Below are 17,536 nucleotides of genomic sequence, written 5' to 3' on the forward strand. Positions count from 1 at the left end.
GAGCGACTCGGTTTCAATTTGGCCGTAGGGCCGTTGAGTTGGGTTGCAGATGGGCGCGGCAATTCGCGACCGATCGATGGAGGTAAAATTGTCGGCTGCCATTAAACTGGGTGATGAAGAACTGACGCAACGCCAACAGGACGTGTTGGATATTGCTTTGTCCTTGCTGGTTGAAGTGGGTGACAAATTGACGATGACTGGTGTTGCGCGGCGCGCACGCTGTTCAAAAGAGTCGCTCTATAAGTGGTTTGGCGATCGTGATGGATTGTTGACAGCAATTGTGCAGTGGCAGGCGGCGAAGGTGCGTCCGGTGCCGTTAGGGCCACAGCGCATGAGCATTGAAGCATTGCAAGCCAATCTTGAACGGTTTGCCTATGACTGGCTCAAAGTGATTGCAGGCGACATTTCGGTGGCGCTGAATCGTTTGGCCATCACCCATGCGGGACCGTTGAGCAATTTGGGACACACGGTTTTAACCAATGGCCGCTTTGCGGTTGGTAAACGGTTGAAGCCTTTGTTGAAGGCAGGGCGGGGCGCAGGGTTGCTTCGCTTTGACGACGAGGAGGAGGCGTTTCGGACCTTTTTCGGCCTGGTGCTGAGAGATGTTCAAGTGCGGCTTTTATTGGGTGACGAGTTTGAGCTTTCAGATCAAGACGTTATCCGCGATGCAAAACGGGCGACTGAGCAGTTTTTGAAATTGTACGGCGCTTAAAAATAACAACCAATCTGCCCCACGCAGATAAGAACCAAAAAAACGATATTAAGGGGAAACGCAATTATGCGTGTTTATTACGATCAAGACGCTGATCTAAATCTAATCAAGAGCAAAAAAGTTGCCATTATTGGTTATGGTAGCCAAGGTCGGGCCCATGCGATGAATCTGAAAGATTCTGGCGTGACTGACATTGCGATTGGTTTGCGTGAGGGGTCATCCACCGCGAAGAAAGTGGAAGCTGATGGCCTTAAAGTGATGAGCGTTTCTGACATCGCTGCGTGGGCAGACGTGATGATGATGGCCACACCTGATGAGTTGCAGGCCGACATCTACAACAATGAAATTGCACCAAACATTCGTGATGGCGCGGCGATTGCTTTTGCCCACGGTTTGAACGTGCACTATGGCTTGATTGAGCCAAAAGACAGTGTTGATGTGATCATGATTGCGCCAAAGGGCCCAGGTCACACAGTGCGCGGCGAATTTGAAAAAGGTGGCGGTGTGCCTTGCCTTGTGGCGATCCACCATGATGCGACCGGCAATGCGCAAGATGTGGCATTGGCTTATGCTTCTGGTGTTGGTGGCGGCCGCTCAGGCATCATCGAAACCACGTTCAAAGAAGAGTGCGAAACCGACTTGTTTGGTGAGCAGGCTGTTTTGTGCGGCGGTTTGGTTGAATTGATCCGCGCAGGCTTTGAAACATTGGTAGAAGCTGGTTATGCGCCTGAAATGGCTTATTTCGAGTGCTTGCACGAAGTGAAATTGATCGTTGATCTGATTTATCAGGGCGGCATTGCCAACATGAACTACTCAATTTCGAACACAGCCGAATATGGCGAATATGTTACTGGCCCACGCATCGTGACGTCAGAAACAAAAGCCGAGATGAAGCGTGTGCTTGAAGATATTCAATCAGGTCGCTTTACGCGCGATTGGATGTTGGAATGTAAAGCTGGTCAGCCTAGCTTTAAGGCAACACGTCGCAATAATGACGCGCACCAAATCGAAGAAGTTGGCGAAAAACTTCGCGATATGATGCCATGGATTAAAGCTGGTGCTTTGGTGGACAAAGCCAAAAACTAGCTTTTGAAGGGGTAAACCCTAGCTCTCCCAGAGCTAACTATAGGGGCGCTTCGGCGCCCCTTTTTTTATTCAAACTTCGTTAGTCGTGGTCGTGTAAACTGAAACTGTTTCAATGGATCGAACGATTCAGTTTCGGAGTGTGCATGAAATATCCATTTATGATCGCGGACGTGTTCACGAAAGAGCGCTTTGCTGGCAATCCGCTGGCCATTGTGTTCGAGGCGGATGGCTTGCCCGACGAGACCATGTTGAAGATTGCACAAGAGTTCAATCTATCTGAGACGATATTCGTGCATAAGCCGCGCACTTTGCGCCATTTGGCAAAGGTGCGGATATTCACCCCAACGCGTGAACTTCCCTTTGCGGGGCACCCAACGGTTGGCGTTTCAGTAGCCCTTGGCCTGCGCCACAGCACCAGCGCGGTGCGATTGGAAGAGCAAATCGGCACCGTCGTCGCTGTCATGACGCCTTCGGGCAAATTGTCGGGCCACGCGCGGTTTGGTTTGCCAAAACTGCCGGAGCGGGTTGGAGAGGTTTCCAACGTTGATGATGTGGCCGAATGTTTAGGGCTTTTGCCGCATCAAATCGGATGTGGAGATCTGGTGCCTGCGGTCTATTCGGCGGGGGTTGCGTTTACAATGGTGCCGGTGAAAGACGCGTCAGTGCTTAAAGAAATCAAGTTTCAACGGCGGGGTTGGGTTGATATATTTGGCGACCAGTCTACCGGCGTATTTGTTTATAGCCCCACGCCACTGGAAGATGATGTTGATTATGCCGCCCGCACCTTTGTTGACTTGAACGGCTTTAAGGAAGACCCGGCCACGGGCTCAGCAGTCTCTGCCATGATTGGACAATTGATGGATCACGGTCGGTTTAAAGAAGGGCAGACGGATTTTGTGGTGCGCCAAGGGGTTGAAATGGGGCGTCCGGGCTTTATTGAAGCCCAAGCCAAGGTCGAGCAAGGCGCGTTGGTGCATGCGGGTTTGGGTGGCCATGTGGTCATCACAGCGCACGGTGAGCTGGATTTGTTGAGTTAAGTTGGCTGGCACTGGTCGGATTTGGACAAAAATGTCTAGAAATCTTAACGCGTCTCGATTAGACTTGCAGGTGATTTGAACCTAGTTTGCGTTAAACAGTTTTGGGTAGGCTATGACCCGTATGTTGCACAGCACTGATTATTCTGACCGTCGCCTCGTGGCCGACGGCCTGTTGCTGCGCGCGCAAAACCTATCTCTAGACCTACTCCTTATTAGCCCCTGAGTACCGACGGTTCTCATCAGGGAGAACGGGTATTTAGGGGAATTTGCACACCAAAGGTCAATTTTGGGCGATGCGCCCTGTCTAGAGAAAAGTTTTGAAAATGAGCGAACAAACACAAAATACCAATACCGATCAGGTCTTTATCTTTGATACCACCTTGCGCGATGGCGAGCAGTCGCCGGGCGCGACCATGACGTTTGAAGAAAAGCTGCAAGTTGCAGAATTGTTGGACGATATGGGCGTCGATATCATCGAGGCTGGTTTCCCCATCGCCTCCAATGGTGACTTTGAGGCGGTGGCTGAGATTGCCCGTCGGTCGAAAAACTCCGTCATTGCTGGCTTGGCGCGTGCCATCCCCGCCGATATTGATCGGGCGGCTGAAGCGGTGCGCAACGCCAATCGTGGTCGTATCCATACATTCGTGTCCACATCGCCAATTCACTTGGCGCACCAAATGCGCAAGACTCAGGATGAAGTGTTGGAGATTGTCACCAAAACCGTGACTCAGGCCCGCAACTTGATTGATGATGTGGAATGGTCCGGCATGGACGCCACCCGCACACCGATGGACTTTTTGGCCAAATGCGTGGAAGCGGCGATCAATGCTGGTGCGACCACCATCAATATTCCGGATACAGTCGGCTATGCGGTGCCGGAAGAATATTACAACATGATCAAAACCTTGATCGAAACTGTGCCCAATGCCGATAAGGCGATTTTCTCTACACATTGTCACAATGATTTGGGCTTGGCCGTCGCCAACTCGTTGGCCGGGGTGCGCGCGGGTGCACGGCAGGTGGAATGTACGATCAATGGTTTGGGCGAACGGGCAGGTAACGCCGCGCTTGAAGAGATTGTGATGGCGATTAAAACCCGCGGCGATACCATGCCCTACCACACGGAAATCGATTCAACCCATTTGGCACGCGCGTCAAAGATCGTGGCGGCAGCGTCAAACTTCAATGTGCAGTTCAACAAAGCGATTGTGGGTAAAAACGCCTTTGCGCACGAAAGTGGCATCCACCAGGATGGCATGTTGAAGAACGCTGAGACCTACGAAATCATGACGCCGGAAAGTGTGGGCATCAAAGCCACTTCCTTGGTGATGGGTAAGCATTCGGGCCGCCATGCATTCAAGGAAAAGCTGAAAGAATTGGGCTATGAGTTGGGCGACAACGCCTTCCAGGAAGCCTTCCAACGGTTCAAGGAATTGGCTGACCGTAAGAAGCACGTCTATGACGAAGATTTGGTGGCCTTGGTTGATGATGAAATGGGCTCAGTTGAAGATAAGATCAAGCTGGTCTCCATGAGCGTGAGCACGTCCACTGGCGGCGAGCACCGGTGCGATTTGGTGCTGTCGATTGAAGGCGAGCAGAAATCTGTCAGCGTCACGGGCACGGGCTCAGTTGATGCGATTTTCAATGCCATTAAAGCGGCTGTGGGTGCTGATCCGCACTTGGTGCTCTATGGCGTTGATGCGGTGACCGGCGGGACCGATGCCCAGGCCAACGCCCATGTGCGTTTGGAAATGGACGGCAAGATTGCGTCAGGGCGTACCGCAGAGCCGGACACTTTGGTGGCGTCTGCACGGGCCTATCTGAACGCTTATAACCGTTTGTTGGTGGAGCGTGGGGCATCTGCTCAAGGGGCGATGGCTGGATAGTCCACTTGACTCATAGGGCAAGAGATTCAAGCCCTTCAAATTGACTCATAGGTCAGCTTGCAGCTTGCTGCTGATTTGACTCATACGGAAAGGTGCCGGAATTGTTTCGGCACCTTTTTTGACGTTATGGTGATTTGTAAGTGAACTTTGTCGGCGTCATGTTCGTTTCCATACAAAGGAGAATGAACATGCGAGCATTTATTTATATCGCTCTAGCAAGTCTGATGAGCGTCGGTGCGGCGCAGGCCGTGGAAGAGCGCGCCACATTCGCAGGCGGATGTTTTTGGTGCGTCGAAGCTGATTACGAAAAAGTCGAGGGCGTCACGGAAGCCATCTCCGGCTATACGGGTGGCACCGTGGAAGACCCGACTTATGAGCAAGTGACCGCTGGTGGCACGGGCCACTATGAAGTGGTTGAGGTTGTTTTTGACAATGACGTGGTGAGCTATCGTGAACTGGTCGATATTTTTTGGCGCACGGTGGATCCTGTTGATGTGGGCGGTCAGTTCTGTGACCGTGGCAACAGCTATCGCACGGCCGTATTCACCCGAACAGCGGATCAGGAAGCTGCGGCGCGGGCCTCAAAAGAACAGGCTGAAGCGGCGCTTGGTCAGCGTATTCTGACGCCGATCATTGAAGATGATCGCTTTTACAAAGCTGAAGAATACCACCAGGATTACTACACCAAAAATCCAATACGCTATAATTTCTATCGCTTGACGTGTGGTCGCGACAAACGCGTGAAAGAGCTTTGGGGCGACCAAGCCTATCAGGGCATAGACGCGAAATAAGCAATGAAAAACTCAGGGCGAGGCGGTGTGGTTCATCGCCTCGCCCGTGGTGTTTTGCTTAGCTGAAATTGCCTTTTACCAGCTCGTCTATTTCGTGCAGAACATCCACGTCCAGCGGACCAAATTCAAGCGCACCTGCATTTTCATGGGCTTGTGCTTCGGTTCTAAAGCCGGGGATGGGCAGGGCGCGATCACTTTGAGCCCAAATCCACCCCAGTGCGCCTTGAGCCGTGGTGCGGCCACCAGTTGTGAGTAACTCACGTATGCCCTCGAGGCGCGTTTGGGCTTCTTCCTCAGATTGCACATTGCCCATCTTTTTCATCCAAGGTGTGCCGCTTGAGCGCACGTCATCCTCACCAAAACTGTGGTTGAGTTTGTAGTTGCCGCTCAACATGCCCATGGCGAGGGGCGCGCGGTTGATGGAGACCAAGTCGTTCTCTTCCACCAGGGCCAATGTTTCTGTGGCTGGCGTGAAGAGGTTTAGATCATGCTGGATTGAACGATAGTTCTTGCCGCCAAGCCATTGCTTGGAATGGTCTGGATAGTCGCTCGACCAGCCATAGGCGCGGATCAGCCCTTCGGAGACGAGCTCTTCTAAGGCGCTCTGCGTTTCCTGCGCGTCATCGCCATCCAGATCATCAATGTGTAATTGATAGAGGTCGATATAATCGCGGTTTAGACGGCGGAGCGATGCTTGCACAGCCTTGCGGATATAAGCGCGGTCGGCGCCCCGGCCAGTGACCTGCTTTGTGTCCTCGTCGAACTGATTGCCAAACTTGGTGGCCACAATGATATCATCGTGTCCTTTAAGGGCCTCGCCCAACACTTTTTCCGAGTGGCCAGCGCCATAAACGTCGGCTGTATCGAAAAAGCGGATTCCAGCGTCAAGTGCGACTTGAATGGCGCGTTTTGATTCATTGTCGTCGACCACGCCCCAGCCGACGGGGATGGCATCGGCCCAAAACGGGCCGCCGATGGCCCAGCAGCCAAATCCAAGGCGTGGGATTGTTTGACCATCCCAAAGTGTGATTTCTTCCATACTCATTCGATCCTACTTTTCGAGTTGGTCTAATGGCAAGTAGGGGGCCTCGCGGGCCCTTAGGTCAAGACCTAATTATTCATCGGTGGTCGGGCGCACCAATTGAACATGCGGGAACGGAATAGCCACGCCGGCCGCATCCAATGCCAATTTGCCTTTTTCGTTCATGGACATGGCGGTTTCCCAATAGTCTTCTGTTTTGGTCCAGCAGCGCAGTTGCAGATCAATTGAGCTGTCGCCAAGGCCCATGACATAGACCACAGGTTCCGGTGCTTTCAGTACACGCTCATCTTGCGCGGCGGCGGCCAGCAGGGCCGCACGGGCCTTCGATATGTCCGCGCTGTAATCGATGCCGACACTGAAGTCGACGCGACGGGTCATTTCGCGGTTGTAATTGACGATGGTTGCGTCCCAAATCTTGGAATTTGGCGCAAAAAGAAATTTGCCGTCCAGGGTGCGCATGCGGGTGGCGAACAGGCCAACCTGCTTGACGATGCCATTGATGCCGTCGGCTTCCACATAATCGCCAACATTGAAGGGGCGCAGCCAAAGCAGCATCACACCCGCTGCAATGTTTGACAGGGTGCCTTGCAGCGCGAGGGCAATGGCCAAACCTGCGGCGCCGAGCACCGCGAGGATTGAGGCCGTTTGCACGCCCAACTCACTCAGCGCAATGACAATCGCAATGATGAGCACCAAATAGCGCACAATTTGCGAGATCATCGGCGCAATTGTCTCATCAAAGGCCTTGTTGTGGGGCAATACCCTTATGATGGCGGAGGAGAGCCAACCTGAGGCAAACCAGCCTACAATAATAACAATTATGGCGACGATGGCGGCCATGCCATAGGTGGAGCCCCATTCAACCGCTGATGTGACGATGGATTCGAACTGCATAATGCGCTGATTGACCTATGCTTTGGTTAGCTTGGATTGTTGCAGCATAATACAAAGCATGGCGGTGAGAACAAGCTCTTGTGTTTGCTTTATCCGCGCCGGGGTAAAATGATTATCTTCATGCAATAGATTTAGTGAACCCACAGTCTTGCCATCAATAATGATGGGCATATTCAAAACGGAAGTACAGCCGTGGGCCGAGAAAAACTCTTTGTCGGCGAATTGCTCGTCCATTTCGTCCAAGCTGTTGGCGACAAAGGTGTTTTGATTGACAATCACGTGCTCATGCCAAGGATTTTTCGTGATCGGTTTGCTGTCATCGGTGGGGTATAAATCTGGGCGATTGGTGTAGATTCGACGTGCGCGACCCGCTTCAAAATCAAGCCACATCAAGGTGACAAGTTTAGCGCCGACCTGTTGTTGTACTTCTTGTTCTAAACGCGCGTACAAGTTGGTTTCGGCGTCGGGTTGCGAAATGATTCTGGCCAATTCTTGCATTGTTATATTGTACTCTTTAGAAATTGCCGCGTGAATATTGGGTTTTTTCCCTAGTATTTGGCGACACAATGTGATTTTTAAGCGAGGCTTTATCTAAAGCCGTTGAAAACTGAGAATCGTCGTGTCACGGACTATTCCAGCAGAACAGTAAAACAATTTTTGTTATATCAAAAATTTTTCGATAGGTAACCGAAAATATGACAAAAGGCTCTTCCAAAACCCTCAATGCGCACACAGGTCAGCCATTGATTGGCGCGCTTATTCGTGAACGGCGGCGCAAATTGAACATGACGTTGAAGGCGTTGGGTGAAGCGGCAAACCTATCTGTTGGCTTTCTCAGTCAGGTGGAGCGGGATCAAGCCACGCCCTCTCTAGGGGCATTGTCGCTTATTTCGCGCAGTTTGGATGTGGAGATGGAATATTTCATTTCTTCGCCGGCTGTGATCCGTGGGACCACCAAGTCGGGTGAACGCGAGAGCTTTTCTGTTGATGATTCGTCACTGAAATATGAGCGCTTGGGCGCAGATTTTGCCGGAAATGTTCTTTCGTCCTTTATTATCACTGTGCCTGCTGGCTATCAGTCGGAGACGGTCAGTCATGAAGGCGAAGAGATTATTTTCATTCTTGAGGGTGAAGTGACCACCGATGTTGAGGGTGAATCTGTGGCGCTGGCAGCGGGCGATAGCCTGCATTTTCGGTCCACACGGCAACATAGCTGGCGCAATGTGACGGATCGGGATGCGCGTATTTTGTGGACGGGTACTGTGCCCATCTTTTGGTCTGGCGGTTCTGCCAAATCTTGATCTGCCGCATCTGTTTGCTGAAAACGCGAATATGGGCTTTTAATCAAAGGATTCTTGGCTAAACTCAGTTATCGACACTGTTTGCCGACAGTTGTGCAGTTTCAAATTGACGGTATAGGTATTTTATTGGTATCTTTGGCGGGCAGCAGCCTGTGCTGCCGAGTCTTCTTTATTTGTAGGCGATATGAAAATGCACCGTTGTGATCAAAAGCAATCAGTTTCCAATTGGTGTATCTTGGAGGAATAGAGTGGACGACTTGGCAGCACCAGAACATGATCCAGCGCAGCTTATTGATCATTTGAAATCCGCGTTGACCCGTCCAGGCGCACGTTATGGTGTGTTGACCGAGGGGTTGCGCGACGCCATTGAGCGTGGCGTGCTTGGCCCAGGCGACTTTTTGCCTGCTGAGCGCGAGTTGTCTGAAAAGCTGGGTTTGTCTCGTGTGACCATTCGGAGTGCATTCAAGCCATTATTGACCGACGGGCAATTGGTGCAAAAACGAGGATTAGGCACCTATGTGCCGCGCAATCGGCCCCGGTCGATCGAAAAATCCTTGGCGTTTTTGAACGGGTTTTCCGAAGACATTCGCAATCGTGGTATGGAGCCGAGTTCTAAGCTGGTCTTTAAAGGGGTGGTGTTGCCACAACCTGATGTGGCCATGGCTTTGGGCGTGTCATTTGACACGTTGGTTTCATGTTTTCGGCGTATTCGTTATGCGGATAATGCCATCATGGCGTACGAGCTTGCCTATTTCCCCACCTCGATCATCAATGCCGATCATGTTGCCGAAGGGGACTCGCTTTATGAGTTGCTTCAGGCCGGGGGCTATCGTCCGGTCAAAGCGCAGCAAAGTCTTCGTGCGGTGAATTGCACGGCGGAGTTGGCTGGGTTTTTGGGCGTGAAAGAAGGTGACGCGGTTTTGGATATCGAGCGTCGCTCGTTTGACCAATCAGGTGCTGCAATGGAGTTTACGCGATCCTATTATCGTGGGGATCGCTACGTATTTGCAACCGAAATGCGGGCGGAGTAGCGCCGCATAATACCGAACGACTGGAGATTAAGGTGCGATTGGTCATTCTAGAAAATGCCGAGGCCGTAGCCGATTTTGCGTGTGATTATTTTGTTGATCAGCTTAAGGCGCAGCCGAATTCAATTTTGGGCTTGGCGACCGGGTCATCACCTGTTGCGCTTTATCAGCGCTTGATTGGGGCCAATCAGCGCGGTGAGGTGAGCTTTAAAGATGTCACCAGCTTCAATTTGGATGAGTATATCGGGTTGGCGGGCGATCATGCGCAGAGCTACCGCCACTTTATGAATGAAAAATTGTTCGATCATATCGATATCGACAAGGCGCGCACCCACGTGCCTGACGGTGCCGCCGCTGATCCGAATGCGGAGTGCGTGCGCTATGAAAAAGAGATCCAAGCGGCAGGCGGCATTGACCTGCAATTGTTGGGGATCGGCGTAAATGGGCATATCGGCTTTAACGAGCCGTTGTCGAGCCTTGCGTCCCGCACACGGGTCAAAACACTCACCAAATCAACGATTAAGGCCAATTCACGATATTTTGATGCGGATGAGTTCCAGCCAACCGATGCGATTACCACCGGGATTGGCACCATTTTGGATGCGAAGGAAGTGCTGCTCTTGGCAACAGGCGCAACAAAGGCCGAAGCGGTGCGCGGGTGCGTGGAAGGTCCAGTTTCTGCGGCGTGTCCAGCTTCTGCATTGCAAATGCATCAGCATGCTGTTGTGGTTGTTGATGAAGAGGCAGCCTCACTTTTGAGCATGAAAGAATATGCGCAGTGGGCCGAACAGCGTCATATCGAGCTTGAGCAAGCCTAGCGGTTTCCACCACCCTTACCAAATCTTATCACTTGTCGTGTTTTAACTAAGTTTGGGTAAAATCGTCGTCAATATACCGAGACTTCAGTATAGATACGACGGGGTTGGCCCGAGTTGGATCGTTTGATGGGTGGAATGGCATTGGCTGTAGAATTAGATCAGGTGACCGTTGATCAATCCTTGCGCGTGGAAGAGATGGACGCCGCCAGTTGGGATGCGCAAGCGCATCTGTTTGATGATGTTTGTCAGGAACAATTGGACGTCTTCGCCTCTGAGCGTTGGCCGGCCATGCAGCTTGATCGTTTGAATTTTTATGCTGGTGACCGCCTCGTTGCGGGCTGTTTGGTGATGCACCGCACTGCGCCAATGGGGCTTGGTGGTTTGGCCGTTTGTAAATGGGGGCCGATACTTCTCGACAATAGTTTGCCCAGCGCGCTTGCCGATTATCAGGCCGTTGTGGATTGGCTTAAGCATGAATATGCGGTGAAGCGGCGTTTGATGCTGTCCATCTTGCCGCGCGCCGTGCCAGTTGAACCAAATCCGGCATTCGAATATCTGCGCGAAAGTGGCTTCAAAAAAGGGGCTGGATTGCCCTTTCCCAATCGCTATTTCGTCAATGTCGATCTCTCTGATGATGAGATGCGCGCCAGCTTTAATCAAAAGTGGCGCAAGCATTTGCGCAATTCAGAAAAAAATGAAATGCGGTTTGAGCATGTTGGCCCAGACAAAATGTCAGAATTTAACGCGCTTTATGAAGAGATGACGGCGCGCAAGCAGTTTCCTGATTATTCCGCCTATGACTCGCTCAACCATTTGATGGACAATATTGATCCCTCGATCCGTCCTGAGATTTTCATGGTCTATCATGAACAGGAAGCGGTGGCTGGGGCGATTGTTTTCGTGGGCGGTGACACGGCCGTTTATCTTTATGGCGCGACCAATGATAAAGCGTTGCCAATGCAAGCGGGCTATTTCATGCATTGGGAAATCATGCGTTGGTTGGGCACTCAGCCCCGGGTCAAATGGTATGATTTGGGCGGTACGGATGGCTTTTTGGGGCTTCACCAGTTTAAAAAGGGTATGGCGGGCAAGGCGGGTGCGATCACCACGGTGCCCCCGGTGATGAATTATGCCCATTGGTTTGTGCCGCGTTTGGTTGGTGAAACCCTGTTTTTGATCCGCGATGTGAAGGCGAACGCGATGCGGTGGGTCAACTCATTCCGCAAAAAAGGGCCGAACGACTAGAGCACCGGCCCCAACGTGCCAATCACATTATGCCAAATTCGTACGGGCAGTCGCCAGCTGCTCACTTCTTCCAGGTGAACTTCAATAGAATTTTTCAAATATTGCTGTTGACGCTCGTTCACTTCGCTTGTGAATTTTTTGTCATAGATGATGGTGTTGTTTTCATAGTTTAGATCGAAGCTGCGCAAATCCAAGTTTGACGAGCCAATCATGGTTACACGGCCATCAATGGTGAGGCATTTTGCGTGCAGCAACCCACCGACATATTCATGCACCCGGATGCCTGCGGTCAACACTTCTGGGTAGAACGATTTGGCGGCGGTGGCGACCACCCAGCTGTCATTTTTCCGCGGCACAATCATATTGATTTTCACGCCGCGAATGGCCGCAGCACACAAGGCGTTGAGCACGATAATGTCGGGCACAAAATAGGGGGTGGTGATGTTGATCTCTTCATCGGCCGATTGAATCAGCGTTGCGAACAAATGCGCTGCGGCACCGCGCCGTTCTGTCGGGCCATTGCCATTCACTTGCGCCACAAAGCCATTTTCAACAGGTGTGCCATTGAGCGGAAATGAATCTAGATGCGCGTCGGCGCGGCGGCTCATCCAATCGCTCGCAAATAGCAGCTGGGTTTGGTTGACCACGGGGCCTTCCATTCGCGCCATAATATCAATCCATGGGGCATATTTTGCCTTTGGGCGAAATTCTGGATCTGCGCAATTCTGGCTGCCGCAATAAACAATTTTGCCGTCAATAAGCGTGATTTTGCGGTGATTGCGCAAGTCAAACCGGTTCAACAGGTGCGTTGCGATCATGCTTTCAAACGGCATGGCGGTTTCTGTTTGCACGCCCGCGCGTTGCATCTTAACCCACAAATCAGATTTGAGCAGCGCGCGTGAGCCGATGGCATCGGCCATGACGCGGCAGGCGACGCCGCGCTGTGCGGCCCGGATCACCGCTTCGGCGATTTCGGTGCCGGTCGTATCCGTTAGCCAAATATAATAGAGCAGATGCACATGGTCTTTGGCTTGATCAATATCTTCAATGATCCGTCGCCGCGTTTCGTCGGCATCGGCCATCAGTTCGGCGCTGTTGCCATCGGAAAGGGGAAAGTCATTGATGGTTTGGGCATATTCGAAGATGGCATGATAGCGTTGGGGCACCTTCTTATAGGGGGCCGGGTCGCCGCACAGCTTTTCATGCTCCAGTTCTTTCATCTGGGTTAGCAAACGGGCTTTGCTGGAGCGTAGCTTTTGCGAGATGTGCACTTCACCCAGCAGGGCGTAAAGCACTGTGCCGGCCACCGGAAGGGTGATGACCACAATGAACCAGGCCAGCCGTGCGGAGCTGGAAATGTGCTTGCGGGCGAGGATGCGCAAGGTGATGCCCGACACAATCGCAATATAGACCGCTGTCCCAAATGTGATGATGTTCAGCACTTATGCTCGATCCTTTGATGCGCTTTTACAAATTGCGTTGTACGCTAAATGCGCTGCAAATCTGGCATGTTAAAGGAGAGGGGGCAAGATTTACGTCTTATGGGCGGGGTTTGATCGTTGTTCACGCTTTTCAAGCACGGCGCTGACCGACGCTGTGGTGCAGACCACATAGGGCACACAATAGGTGAGCGCAATTTTGATCAGGTCTGTCATGAGCAATTGCCCGATCATCAAGCGGTCATAATAATTGATCAACATCAGCAGGGTGCCCACAATCAGCGCCGTTTTGAGGCACCGTTTGCGAATGCTCGGCAGCATTGCTGTTTGCAGCCACACTTTCATATTGCCCCCTATTTGCCGAAAATTTTGAGGACTTTGCGTTTGAGACGCTCGAGGCGCCCAGGCACCCGGAAGGGGCGATAGCCGGGCACCGTCTTCTCCATCTGGATCTCAAAAATTTTGTAATCTTCGCCGAAAATATGATTGTTCAGTTGGGCCACCTCGGTCCAGCCATAGCGCGCCAGAATGATGTTGGCTTTTTCGTTGGTTGTGCGGGTAAAGGTCACTAATTTATGCCAATGCCCATTGTCGAACATTTGTAAAAAACTCTTGTTGGCCTTGATCGCGATGGTTGAAGCGCGGTGTTCGGGCAAAATGTAGGACCAGTACAGAAACACGACGCCATTGTCGGGGCCGGAGATCATGATGCCCACTTTTTCATCGCCTTTGCGCAGAACGAACAGATGTTGTGGGTCATATTCCCAAAGCGCTGTGATGAAGTGAATGTTCATGCGTTCACGTTCGGCCTGTTTGAAGGCGTCACAATAGAACTCAGATTCGTCGATGGCGCGGTGCACCATGTATAAAACCCAATCGATTTCATCCTCACGTGCAGGTTGAAAATTTGGTGTTTTTGCGTCGGACATGTCCCAATTCCCCATTTGGTGTTGCGCCAGTTTGGGGTAATCTTCTTTAAAAGTGTTGAATATACGTGGTCGGTTGCACAATAATTCAGCGAAAACCGGTCTAAATCGGGGCTGGTGATATTGACCGATGGCCCCGCAACCATTAGCCCTTTTAGCACGGTGTTGTGGGGACAACTCACATATTCAATTTGGATGTGTGTTGACCGTATTCAACTGGAGGTCGGCAACGGTCTCTTTATGATTGGATTGATCGAGGAGGAACCGTCCAATGAGTTCGGACATTTACCAACCACCTAAAGATATTGTCTCACGCACATTGACCACAAAGGATCAGTACGACGCGCTTTATGCGCAGTCGGTCAATGATCCTGAGGGATTTTGGAAAGAGCAGGCTAAGCGCATCGATTGGATGAAAGAGCCGACCAAAATCAAAAACACGACTTTCGAATACCCAGATGTGTCAATCAAATGGTTTGAAGACGGCGAGTTGAACGTTTCAGTTAACTGCATTGACCGTCATTTGAAAGACCGCGCTGACGAAACCGCGATCATTTGGGAAGGCGACGAGCCTGATACAGATGAGCATATCACTTATGCCCAGTTGCACCGTCGCGTGTGTCGCTTTGCCAATGTGTTGAAGGAATTGGGTGTGAAAAAGGGTGACCGCGTCACCATTTATTTGCCCATGATCCCAGAAGCGGCCTACGCAATGTTGGCGTGTACGCGCATCGGCGCCGTTCACTCCGTTGTGTTTGGTGGCTTTTCCCCTGAAGCTTTGGCGGGACGGATTAACGACTGTGACAGCGCTGTTGTTGTGACCGCTGACGAAGGTCGTCGCGGTGGCAAAACCGTGCCGTTGAAGGCCAATGTGGACGAGGCGCTGAAGCATGCCCATGGTGTTGAAAAAGTGCTGGTGGTGGAAAACACTGGCAACGACATCAAAATGAAGGGTGGCCGCGACGTTTGGTGGCACGAGGCTGCAACTGGCGTTGACGAGTTTTGTAAGCCAGAGCGGATGAATGCGGAAGATCCACTATTTATCCTTTACACTTCTGGCTCTACAGGCACGCCCAAAGGTGTGCTGCACACAACGGGCGGCTATCTTGTTTATACCTCACTGACCCATGAAGTGACGTTTGATTACAAGCAGGGCGACATTTATTGGTGCACTGCCGATGTGGGTTGGGTAACAGGCCACTCCTATATTCTTTACGGCCCATTGGCGAATGGGGCGACCACGCTGATGTTTGAAGGCGTGCCAAACTATCCGGATGCTTCGCGGTTCTGGCAGGTTTGTGACAAGCACAAAGTCAATATTTTCTACACTGCACCAACTGCCATTCGGGCTTTGATGGGCGCGGGTGATGAATATGTTGACGGGGCGGACCTTTCTTCCCTGCGCATTTTGGGTTCTGTGGGTGAGCCAATCAACCCAGAGGCTTGGGAGTGGTACAATAAGCATGTTGGCCGCGGCAAATGTGCGATTGTGGACACGTGGTGGCAGACCGAGACGGGCGGGTTTATGATCACGCCGTTGCCAGGTGCGACACCAACAAAACCCGGTTCAGCCACAATGCCATTTTACGGCGTACAGCCTGAGATTTTGGACCAAGAAGGCAATGTGCAAACGGACACCAAAGCTGAAGGTGTGTTGTGCATCAAGGACAGTTGGCCAGCCCAAATGCGCACTGTTTATGGCGACCATAAGCGGTTTGTATCGACCTATTTTGAGACCTATAAGGGCTATTATTTCTCGGGTGACGGCTGTCGTCGAGATGAAGATGGCTATTACTGGATCACAGGTCGGGTCGACGATGTGCTGAACGTTTCTGGCCACCGCATGGGCACGGCTGAGATTGAAAGCTCGCTGGTTGCACATGATAAGGTTTCAGAAGCGGCTGTTGTTGGCTATCCGCACGATGTGAAGGGGCAGGGCGTTTATTGCTATGTGACCTTGATGTCAGGCGAGGAACCAAGTGAAGAGCTGAAAAAGGAATTGCGCAATTGGGTACGCAAAGAAATCGGCCCGATCGCGTCGCCAGATTTAATCCAGTTTGCACCAGGATTGCCCAAGACACGTTCCGGCAAAATCATGCGTCGTATTCTACGTAAGGTTGCGGAAAACGATTTTGGCTCGTTGGGTGATACCTCAACTTTGGCTGATCCATCGGTGGTGGACGATTTGATCGAAAACCGGGCAAACCGATAACTCATTGTAGTTGATCGTATTTTAGGCGCTGCGTGGAATTTTTCACGCAGCGTTTTTTTATTCTTTTGGTTAAATAATTTACCTTTATTAACCTCGTTTGGTTTCAAAATTAATTGTTAACGTCCTGTTTGCACTACCATTCTTAGTATGAGGTAGGTTCAAAAACTGAGGCAGGATCATGGGCAGATTTGCCAAAATAATATTGTTTTTCGCAATCATTTTAACAAGCGTTTCGGCGCACGCAGCAATGGCGGAACAGTGGACAGCCAGCAAGTTGCGCGGAGCCGTATTCGTTTATAGTGGTGCGGAGTGGCAACAAATCTTTCGCGGATATGTGGTGGACAGCTCTTCCGCGATTCAAACGGCACCTAATGCACGCGCTGTTTTTACACGTGGCAAGGAGTCAATTGATGTGCGGGGCGATACACGTATTCGTATTAAGGATCGCGTGGGCGCACTTTCCACAATTGTTGAACAGGATTTCGGTGAAATCACCGTGGATGTTGAGCGCAAAAATGTGCAGCATTTCGCCGTGCAGGCACCGTTATTGACTGCGGTTGTGAAGGGCACAAAATTCACCGTTATCGCCAGCAGAGAGGGCGCCGCTGCACAAGTGCTGGTGCGTCGCGGGCGGGTTGAAGTGCAAGACACCGAACTCAAGGTCAAGATTGATGTCAAAGCGGGCCAAAAAGCACAGCGCAGCGCAGGCATTAACGCAATTGTTGAAGTTAGCGGTCGCGGTAAAGTGGAGCCATTTATCTCCATGGCGAGCAATATACCATTGGCGAGCAGTGGCAGCGAACTGCGAGAGAAATTGGGCATTGAGGCCGGGGCAGGCGCAGCGAATGCGCAAGGTGACAATGCTGGCAGTGCGGCGCAAGTGGCTGGCGCACCTGAAAATGCCGGCAGTGGCGCCAGCAGCGCGAGTGATGCTGGGCAACCTAGCGATGCGGGCAAACCTAGTGACGCGAGTAAGCCAAGTGATGCGAGTAAGCCAAGTGATGCGGGTAAGCCAAGTGACGCGGGTAAGCCGAGCGGTGCAGGTTCAAGATAGGACATTTAGCAGCGCTAAAACGCATTGAGATCAGTTGGTGCCGCGGCGTTTTTTTGATGAGCGGT

17 protein-coding genes are annotated in these 17,536 nt (G+C 51.6%); 11 read left to right on the top strand and 6 right to left on the bottom strand.

The window, feature by feature from the left end; all coding sequences use genetic code 11:
• The first annotated feature begins 76 nt into the window (after positions 1–76).
• The 5 genes from MXMO3_RS07350 (at position 77) to msrA (ending at position 5,512) form a co-directional block, all read left to right on the top strand.
• The gene (locus tag MXMO3_RS07350) at positions 77–712 is read left to right on the top strand and encodes a TetR/AcrR family transcriptional regulator C-terminal domain-containing protein (protein ID WP_036222021.1); all 636 of its coding nucleotides are present in this window, start codon (positions 77–79) and stop codon (positions 710–712) included.
• A gap of 66 nt (positions 713–778) precedes the next feature.
• Positions 779–1,798 carry a ketol-acid reductoisomerase gene (gene ilvC, locus MXMO3_RS07355; RefSeq protein WP_027834400.1) on the top strand — a complete coding sequence of 340 codons (1,020 nt, stop codon included), beginning with the start codon at positions 779–781 and terminating at the stop codon, positions 1,796–1,798.
• Between the two features lie 143 nt (positions 1,799–1,941).
• Complete coding sequence (locus MXMO3_RS07360) at positions 1,942–2,835, top strand: PhzF family phenazine biosynthesis protein (RefSeq protein WP_117395441.1); 894 nt, start codon at positions 1,942–1,944, stop codon at positions 2,833–2,835.
• A gap of 323 nt (positions 2,836–3,158) precedes the next feature.
• On the top strand, positions 3,159–4,721 hold the full coding sequence (locus MXMO3_RS07365) for a 2-isopropylmalate synthase (protein ID WP_027834398.1): 1,563 nt from the start codon (positions 3,159–3,161) through the stop codon (positions 4,719–4,721).
• Positions 4,722–4,909: 188 nt separating this feature from the next.
• Positions 4,910–5,512 (top strand): peptide-methionine (S)-S-oxide reductase MsrA, encoded by a 603-nt coding sequence (gene msrA, locus MXMO3_RS07370; RefSeq protein WP_117395442.1) that lies wholly within the window; start codon positions 4,910–4,912, stop codon positions 5,510–5,512.
• 58 nt (positions 5,513–5,570) lie between these two features.
• On the opposite strand, the gene MXMO3_RS07375 is transcribed toward msrA, so the two are convergent.
• The 3 genes from MXMO3_RS07375 to MXMO3_RS07385 all read right to left on the bottom strand — a co-directional run bounded on the left by MXMO3_RS07375 (position 5,571) and on the right by MXMO3_RS07385 (position 7,946).
• A complete protein-coding gene (locus MXMO3_RS07375) occupies positions 5,571–6,557 on the bottom strand; it encodes an aldo/keto reductase (RefSeq protein WP_117395443.1) in 987 nt (328 codons plus the stop codon).
• A gap of 69 nt (positions 6,558–6,626) precedes the next feature.
• Positions 6,627–7,448: a mechanosensitive ion channel family protein gene (locus MXMO3_RS07380; protein ID WP_117395444.1), complete on the bottom strand. Its 822-nt coding sequence runs from the start codon at positions 7,446–7,448 to the stop codon at positions 6,627–6,629.
• 15 nt (positions 7,449–7,463) lie between these two features.
• Positions 7,464–7,946, bottom strand: a complete 483-nt coding sequence (locus tag MXMO3_RS07385; RefSeq protein ID WP_036221632.1) for a GAF domain-containing protein — start codon at positions 7,944–7,946, stop codon at positions 7,464–7,466.
• Between the two features lie 197 nt (positions 7,947–8,143).
• Between MXMO3_RS07385 and MXMO3_RS07390 the strand changes: the two genes are divergently transcribed.
• The 4 genes from MXMO3_RS07390 (at position 8,144) to MXMO3_RS07405 (ending at position 11,840) form a co-directional block, all read left to right on the top strand.
• Complete coding sequence (locus tag MXMO3_RS07390; protein WP_051213512.1) at positions 8,144–8,749, top strand: helix-turn-helix domain-containing protein; 606 nt, start codon at positions 8,144–8,146, stop codon at positions 8,747–8,749.
• A gap of 248 nt (positions 8,750–8,997) precedes the next feature.
• Positions 8,998–9,780, top strand: a complete 783-nt coding sequence (locus MXMO3_RS07395) for a GntR family transcriptional regulator (RefSeq protein WP_051213511.1) — start codon at positions 8,998–9,000, stop codon at positions 9,778–9,780.
• A gap of 32 nt (positions 9,781–9,812) precedes the next feature.
• Positions 9,813–10,595, top strand: a complete 783-nt coding sequence (gene nagB, locus MXMO3_RS07400; protein ID WP_027834394.1) for a glucosamine-6-phosphate deaminase — start codon at positions 9,813–9,815, stop codon at positions 10,593–10,595.
• A gap of 126 nt (positions 10,596–10,721) precedes the next feature.
• Positions 10,722–11,840 carry a lipid II:glycine glycyltransferase FemX gene (locus tag MXMO3_RS07405; protein ID WP_117395445.1) on the top strand — a complete coding sequence of 373 codons (1,119 nt, stop codon included), beginning with the start codon at positions 10,722–10,724 and terminating at the stop codon, positions 11,838–11,840.
• On the opposite strand, the gene cls is transcribed toward MXMO3_RS07405, so the two are convergent.
• From cls to MXMO3_RS07420, 3 genes are all read right to left on the bottom strand, one after another.
• Positions 11,837–13,282 (bottom strand): cardiolipin synthase, encoded by a 1,446-nt coding sequence (gene cls / locus MXMO3_RS07410; RefSeq protein WP_205468098.1) that lies wholly within the window; start codon positions 13,280–13,282, stop codon positions 11,837–11,839. The genes MXMO3_RS07405 and cls overlap by 4 nt on opposite strands.
• A gap of 90 nt (positions 13,283–13,372) precedes the next feature.
• Positions 13,373–13,624 (bottom strand): nitrate/nitrite transporter NrtS, encoded by a 252-nt coding sequence (gene nrtS / locus MXMO3_RS07415; protein ID WP_117395446.1) that lies wholly within the window; start codon positions 13,622–13,624, stop codon positions 13,373–13,375.
• An 8-nt stretch (positions 13,625–13,632) separates the two neighbouring features.
• On the bottom strand, positions 13,633–14,208 hold the full coding sequence (locus tag MXMO3_RS07420; protein ID WP_117395447.1) for a hypothetical protein: 576 nt from the start codon (positions 14,206–14,208) through the stop codon (positions 13,633–13,635).
• A gap of 268 nt (positions 14,209–14,476) precedes the next feature.
• On the opposite strand from MXMO3_RS07420, the gene acs reads away from it, so the two are divergent.
• Together acs and MXMO3_RS07430 are read left to right on the top strand one after the other, a co-directional pair.
• Positions 14,477–16,417 (top strand): acetate--CoA ligase, encoded by a 1,941-nt coding sequence (acs, locus tag MXMO3_RS07425; RefSeq protein ID WP_027834389.1) that lies wholly within the window; start codon positions 14,477–14,479, stop codon positions 16,415–16,417.
• 247 nt (positions 16,418–16,664) lie between these two features.
• Positions 16,665–17,471: a FecR family protein gene (locus tag MXMO3_RS07430; protein ID WP_162889172.1), complete on the top strand. Its 807-nt coding sequence runs from the start codon at positions 16,665–16,667 to the stop codon at positions 17,469–17,471.
• The last annotated feature ends 65 nt before the right edge of the window (positions 17,472–17,536 follow it).

This window comes from Maritalea myrionectae (assembly GCF_003433515.1).
In the GTDB taxonomy this organism is placed as follows: Bacteria; Pseudomonadota; Alphaproteobacteria; order Rhizobiales; family Devosiaceae; genus Maritalea; species Maritalea myrionectae.